The organism is Paraburkholderia sp. (genome assembly GCF_049581445.1).
Taxonomy (GTDB): domain Bacteria; phylum Pseudomonadota; class Gammaproteobacteria; order Burkholderiales; family Burkholderiaceae; genus Paraburkholderia.
In genome coordinates this window covers 1-6,554 of the sequence record NZ_JBAURZ010000238.1, presented here as the reverse complement: position 1 = coordinate 6,554, position 6,554 = coordinate 1, and the positions used below count along the sequence as shown (strand labels likewise).

Below are 6,554 nucleotides of genomic sequence, written 5' to 3'. Positions count from 1 at the left end.
GCGCAGCGAGGACGGCGAATACGTGCCACTTGCCGAGCAGGACCCGGCGCTGTGGGACTGGCAGATGATCGACGAGGCCGAAGCGCTGCTGCAGCGCGCAAGCGCGCTGGGTGCGATCGGGCGGTATCAGCTCGAAGGGGCATTGCAGTCGGCGCATGTCCATCGGCGCCGTACGGGGCAAGCCGACTGGGCGGCGGTGGTGCAGCTTTACGAGGCGCTGGCGGTGCTCACTGGCTCCCCGGTGGTCGCGGTCAACCGGGCGCTCGCCGTCGCTGAGCTGCAGGGCGCAAACGCCGGCCTTAACGCGATGCAACAGGTGGCCGCCGACGCGCGGCTCGCGGACTATCAACCGTACTGGGCGGCGCGCGCGGAACTACTCATGCGGACAGGCGCGCATCGCGAAGCTCGCGACGCCTACGAAATGGCTATCGGCCTCGAACGGGACCCTGCGGTCCGCCGCTTCCTGCAGCGGCGCCAAGCCGGATTGCCGGGCTGATCTTCTTTCGCCGATGGGCCGAGTGAGTCCCGTTGCTTGACGGGGTTGTTCATTTCGTTGTCGCCACCCAAAGATCTGAGACGAACTCCCGCGTTTCGTCTACTGCGCCACCCTCGCAGGCACATTCGACAGCAGCGGCCCCAAACCCTCTGCGAAGGTCAGATGCGAGATCACGGCGTCACGGAGCTTCTGATACGGAAGCTCTGCAATCATTGCCGTCTGCATCGAAGCCATCACTTCTCCTGCTTCCGCTCCAATCATCGTGAAACCCAGGATACGGTCATCGTTGGCTCCGACGAGAACCTTCATGAACCCCTGAGTTTCGTCAGTCGCTGCGGTTCGCAGCACATTGGTCATCGGAAGAGTCGCGACCCGAACGGGGATACCGTGACGGAGCGCATCGGCCTCATTCAACCCCACGCGCGCGAGCGGCGGATCAGTGAAAAGCGTGTATGGAACCAGGCGGTCGGTCGTTCTACGATCTCCACCGGCCATGTTGTCGCGCACGATCCTGAAGTCATCCACCGAAACATGCGTGAACTGCGGACTGCCCGCGACTTCGCCGATCGCCCACACGCCGGGCGCCGAAGCCTGCAACCGGCCATTGACGCGAATATAGCCGCGTTCGTCGAGTTCGATGCCTGCCTGTGCCCACCCGATGCCTGCTGTATTCGGCACACGTCCTGCCGCGACGAGAATGTCGCTGCCGTCAATCACCCGTTCCCCTGAACCAGTGCGCAATACGATGCGAACCTGAGCTCCGGATCGGCCTTCGACACTGATCAAGTCAGCATTCGTCACGACATCGATTCCTTCCGCTCGCAGAATGCGAAGCATCTCTTCGCTGATATCGACGTCTTCACGAGCCATCAGCCGCGCACCGCGCTCGAGAATCGTCACGTGGCTGCCGAAGCGGCGATAGGCCTGAGCCATCTCGATGCCGGTGTAACCGCCGCCGAGGACGATCAGATGTGCCGGCACATAGTCGAGCTCCAGCGCGCCGATGTGAGTCAGCGGTTCGGCGGCCCGCAATCCCGGCACGTCGGGAATAGCAGCGTGCGTGCCGACATTGACGACCACCTGGTCGCCGCTGAGCGTGCGCGTACCCCATCGTTGAGTTGTACCTCAATTGTCTTGGGAGCGATAAACCGGCCGGAGCCCATGATCAGCTCGGCCCCGCTCGACGCATACGCCTGCACATGAAACGCTGCTTCGCGTTCGACCATGCCGCGCTTGCGTTCGCGAACCTTTGCCATGTCGACGGCGATTCGACCCGTAATCGTGCCAAAGTCGGCGGCGTGTCGCGTCAGATGCGCAATGCGCGCGCTCCATATTTCATTCTTGCTGGGCAGGCAAGCGACGGCGGGGCATGAACCGCCTACCCACTGCCGTTCGACTACGGCGACCCGTTGCCCGGATCGTCCCAGATGCCATGCCAGGAGCTTGCCGCCCTGGCCGCTGCCAAGAATCAACGTATCGAAATGTTCAACTTGAGACATGAAATCCTCCAGCACAGCTGCGAGTTAGTGTGGTCGATATGGCAGTGATCGAGCTATCTGCCTGAGTGCAAACGCGCGGCGAGCGGCACGTCAGCGTGTGATGTATCCAGCCGCCGTCGCACATGTCAGTCAACCGCTGGGAAATCGACGTCCGTGTCGTTAATGCGATTGAACGTATTGGGAAACTGATCATGGCGATAGCCAGCGAAATCTCAGCCAACTGCCTGTCGCTGTAACCAGCAGCGCGAATGGCAGCCAGCTCGCTTTCGCTGATCGTGCCGCGAGTGGTCTGCAGGTTCTGCACGAAGTGGACGAGCGCATCGCGGCTTGCATCGCCCGTCGCCTTACCCGCGCGAATCTGACGGAGTGCCTCGGTCGAGAGGCCAGTCATCTTCCCCAACATGGCGTGTGCGGCCACACAGTAGTCGCACCCTGTTTGCTCGCTGACAAGCAGCTTGATGGTTTCCAGGTCCTGCTTGCTGAGGCTGCTGGATGCCAGCGCGCCTTCGGCGTCCAATGCGGCATTCAATGTCGCGGGCGCGAGATGACCAAGCGCCGCAAACAGGTTGGGCACGCTGCCGCCCGCGATTTTCCGGACCCGTGCATAGACTTCGGCGGTGGCGCCCGTGGCGTTCGTAACAGCAGGGATAGCGATGCGACTCATGATTAACCTCATCGGGTGGCGGTTAGGAGCCTCCACTGTAGGACCATCGGATGATCTTGTTGAGACTAAAAATTACCAATATCATGCTCTAAAGTATCAACGGAGAGAGTATGTCACCCACACTTGATTGGCTGAGCCATCTGCTCGGCATGGTGACGGTACGCGGCCAGCTTGAACTTCGATGCTCATATGGCGCACCTTGGCAGGTCATCTATGAAGATTCGGATGCAGGGGAAATGCCGTATCACATCGTCCTCGGCGGATCGGCCATCCTGGAGACGCCGGGTAAAGGCAAACCGCAGAATCTTGGCGCCGGCGACATCGTGATGCTGACGCACGGCTCCGCTCATATCCTTCACGATGGCAGCGGCGCGCGGCCGAAGCCTGCGCGTGAACGCGAAGCGCTGAACCTGATCATTAGCGAAAACAAGGGCAGTGGTGAGCGGCTCGATATGCTCTGCGGACGAATCGTGCTGGCGCCGCCACACGATCGCTTTATTCGTGCTTACCTTCCTCCTCGACTCGTTATTCGGACATCCGCCGTAGAGGGCTCCTCCAACGGCGAGACCCTTGCGCAGCTAAAAGGTCTTATGGCGCTAATGCGCGCGGAATCGAATGCAGACCGGTTGGGGGGACATGCAATGCTGAACGCGCTGTCTACTGCGCTCTTCGCGCTCGCGCTGCGCATGTCCAGCGAGTCTGACGAAGCGCCGACCGGGCTACTGGCTCTCGCTGGACATCCGCGTCTGGCTCCTGCTCTCGCGGCCATATTTAATCAACCGGCATACCCGTGGACCCTGTCTGAGTTGTCCAGCATTTGCAGCATGTCGCGAGCGACGTTGCTTCGCCACTTCAAGGAAAAGGTGGGACGCTCGCCCAATGAGCTTCTAGTGGATGTCCGCATGGCATTGGCGGCCAACGAGTTGAAAAAGCCGGGTGTTTCCACCGAAGCCGTGGCCGAGAGCGTCGGTTACCAATCCGTGGCGGCGTTCAGGCGCGCCTTCACGCTGCACCTGGGCATCACGCCCGCAGAGTGGCGTCGTTCGGAGGTGGAGAAGCAACACGGACGGTCATGAGTTGAAGCGCGGATCGGGTTTGCCCTCGTGTGCGCACGTAGTCGAAAATTTCCGCAGTTTCCGCTTAAAACCGCCAACGGCGGATAAAGGGCTAGTAGATACCCTGATGGATACATAGGGATGCAGATGATGTCTCTCAGGCGTGCAGACGACAGTTTCGGCCACGCCCTAAAGCTTCGCGAAACCAAGCCGATATCGTGTCAATGGACAATGAAAATTCCGGCAGAGAACCGTCCATGCACGTATCACATCACCACTACGGAGGAGAGCGTGCGATGTTCGCCTCAGGCGAGGTCGCCCGCGTGACGCTATGTTCAAACGCTTAACCATACAGAATGGGCTCACGCTCACGATTGCGGGCTACACGCTCGCGTTGATTGCCACGATGCTCGTCGCCGTGCTGGGTCTCAAGCAGAGCAACGATGCGCTTAAGCAGACATATGCGACCGATACGGTAGCCATCACCCATCTGAAGACGAGTTCCGAGCTGATGCTGCAGGTGCAACTGGCGCTCGGCAACTATGAGACGCTATTTACGATGGGGCGCGCGAGCGACGACTTGCTGCCGAAGGCGCGCGCGGTGCTCAAGGCGAGCGACGCCAACTGGTCGGCGTATCTGGCGAAACCGCGCAACGCCGAGGAGTCGCGTGCCGCCGGCGCGGTGCAGGCTGCCCGCGCCGCGCTCATCAAGGAGGCGCTTGAGCCGGAGTTCGAGCAGCTCTCGCAAAACGACTACTACAAATTCCACAACACCCGGGGGCAGGCAGAGTCGCTCAACACCCGCTATGAGCAGGCGATGAACGCGCTCGAAGCGTTGCAGGTGGATCATCAGCAGGCGCGCTTTGATCAGGCGCAGACGCAGTTTCATCGGCTGATGGTTGCAGCGGCCATGATCGCGATGGCAGCGCTCGGCATCGGTCTGTTTGCCCGCGCCGTGCTGGCCGCGGTGATCGGGCGGCCGCTCACCCGCATGCAGTCGATGATGAGCGAGATCGCGTCGAGTCAGGACTTCACGCGCCGCGTTCCGGTGGGGCGCATGGACGAGATCGGGCGCTCGATCGTCGCGTTCAACGAGATGATCGAGAAGATCCAGCAGAGCTCCGCGCTGCTCAAGCAGAAGACCGCCGACATCCAGGCGATGCTGCAGAACATTCAGCAGGGGATGCTGACTGTCATCGACGGCGCGCTTGTGCACGCCGAGTACTCAGCCTATCTCGAGGCGATCTTCGAGACGAAGGACATCGCCGGGCGTCCGGTCATGGATCTCGTGTTCGACCACACCAATCTGAATTCCGACGTGCGCTCGCAGGTCGACGCCGCGATTCATGCCTGCATCGGCGAGGACGCGATCAACTTCACTTTCAACCAGCACCTGCTCGTGAACGAGGTCGCGAAGACCATGGCCGACGGTCGCGTGAAAACGCTCGACCTGAGCTGGTCGGCGATCACCGACGAGAACGACACGGTCATGCGCCTCATGCTCTGCGTGCGCGACGTGACCGAGCTGCGGCAGCTTGCTGCCGAGGCCGGCGAGCAGAAACGTCGGCTCGAGATGATCGGCGAGATTCTCGCGGTCACGGAGGAGAAGTTCCATCATTTCGTCGATAGCGCGACGGGTTTCGTCAACGAAAACGAGCGGATTATCCGCCAGCACACGCAGGCCGACAGCGAGGCGCTCGCCGAGCTGTTCCGCAATGTGCACACGATCAAGGGCAACGCGCGAACCTACAGCTTGCAGCACCTGACGAGCATCGTGCACGAGACCGAGCGGCGCTACGATGCGCTGCGCCGCAACGATGTCAGCGAAGAGTGGAATCAGGAGGTGCTGATCGCGGACCTCGAGCGCGTGAAGGAAGCGATCGAGCGTTACAGGACGATCAACGATGTGAGCCTGGGCCGCAAGGATTCGGGGCGCCGTGGCAACGCCGAGCACTATCTGATGGTCGATCAGGGACATATCCAGGAGAGCTTGCGCCTCCTGGAAGCGGCGGACCCGGTCGACGTTCGAAGCCTGCAGACGATGCGCGATTCGGTACACCGGACCTTGCGCATCCTCGGCACCGAAACGATCGAGGAGACGCTGTCAGGCGTGCTCGAATCGCTGCCGTCGCTGGCGCGGGAACTCGGCAAAGAGCCGCCCATCGTGCGTATCAAAGACGACGGCTACCGCGTGAACAGGCAGGTAAGCAGCACGCTGAAGAACGTCTTCATGCACCTGATGCGCAACTCGGTCGATCACGGCATCGAGACCGTAGCGGTGCGCGTCGCCCAGGATAAGGCGGCGGCCGGCACGATTGATATCGAAGCAGGCGTCAACAGGGGGGCGCTGCAGATCACCTTGAGCGACGACGGCTGCGGCCTCGCGCTCGGGCGAATCCGGAGTATCGCTAGTGCGCGTGGCTGGCTCGACGCCGACGCACAGCTGAGCGACGAGGTGGTGGCCGATTTCATCTTTCACCCGGGCTTCTCGACCGCCGAGAGGGTCACGGAGGTGTCCGGGCGCGGCGTTGGCATGGATGCGGTGCGAGATTTCCTGAAGCGCGAGAACGGCAGCATCGAGTTGCGCTTCACGGACGACCGGCGCGGTGCCGACTACCGCCTGTTCCAGATCGTGGTCTGCCTGCCGGAGCAGTGCGCGGTGCACAGCATGGGTGTACCTGACGAGAAAGAAGAGAAGCCGGTGCAGGTCGACGCATTGTCTGCTTGAGCGACTTGGAGAAGGGCAGTGGTCGAACGATACGGAATCTTGATTGTCGCATTGGCGCTCGGCCTCGTGGCCGCTCTCGCGGCTGCGTGGCGCGAGCGGCGCCGTGGCGCAC

Annotated in this window: 3 protein-coding genes and 2 pseudogenes; 3 read left to right on the top strand and 2 right to left on the bottom strand. The window is 61.7% G+C overall.

Annotated elements, in window-relative coordinates; all coding sequences use genetic code 11:
• A partial coding sequence (locus WCA85_RS20720; protein WP_424066751.1) for a DUF6596 domain-containing protein occupies positions 1 to 496 on the top strand: 496 nt, incomplete at its 5' end.
• Between the two features lie 99 nt (positions 497 to 595).
• Here the strand turns inward: WCA85_RS20720 and WCA85_RS20715 are convergent.
• Both WCA85_RS20715 and WCA85_RS20710 read right to left on the bottom strand, forming a co-directional pair.
• Positions 596 to 1,995 (bottom strand): annotated as a pseudogene (locus WCA85_RS20715) (FAD-dependent oxidoreductase).
• Between the two features lie 125 nt (positions 1,996 to 2,120).
• Positions 2,121 to 2,659 (bottom strand): annotated as a pseudogene (locus WCA85_RS20710) (carboxymuconolactone decarboxylase family protein).
• A 110-nt stretch (positions 2,660 to 2,769) separates the two neighbouring features.
• Between WCA85_RS20710 and WCA85_RS20705 the strand changes: the two are divergent.
• Together WCA85_RS20705 and WCA85_RS20700 are read left to right on the top strand one after the other, a co-directional pair.
• Entirely contained in the window at positions 2,770 to 3,735 is a 966-nt protein-coding gene (locus WCA85_RS20705; RefSeq protein WP_424066750.1) for a cupin domain-containing protein, read from the top strand.
• 310 nt (positions 3,736 to 4,045) lie between these two features.
• The gene (locus WCA85_RS20700) at positions 4,046 to 6,442 is read left to right on the top strand and encodes a Tar ligand binding domain-containing protein (RefSeq protein WP_424066749.1); all 2,397 of its coding nucleotides are present in this window, start codon (positions 4,046 to 4,048) and stop codon (positions 6,440 to 6,442) included.
• The last annotated feature ends 112 nt before the right edge of the window (positions 6,443 to 6,554 follow it).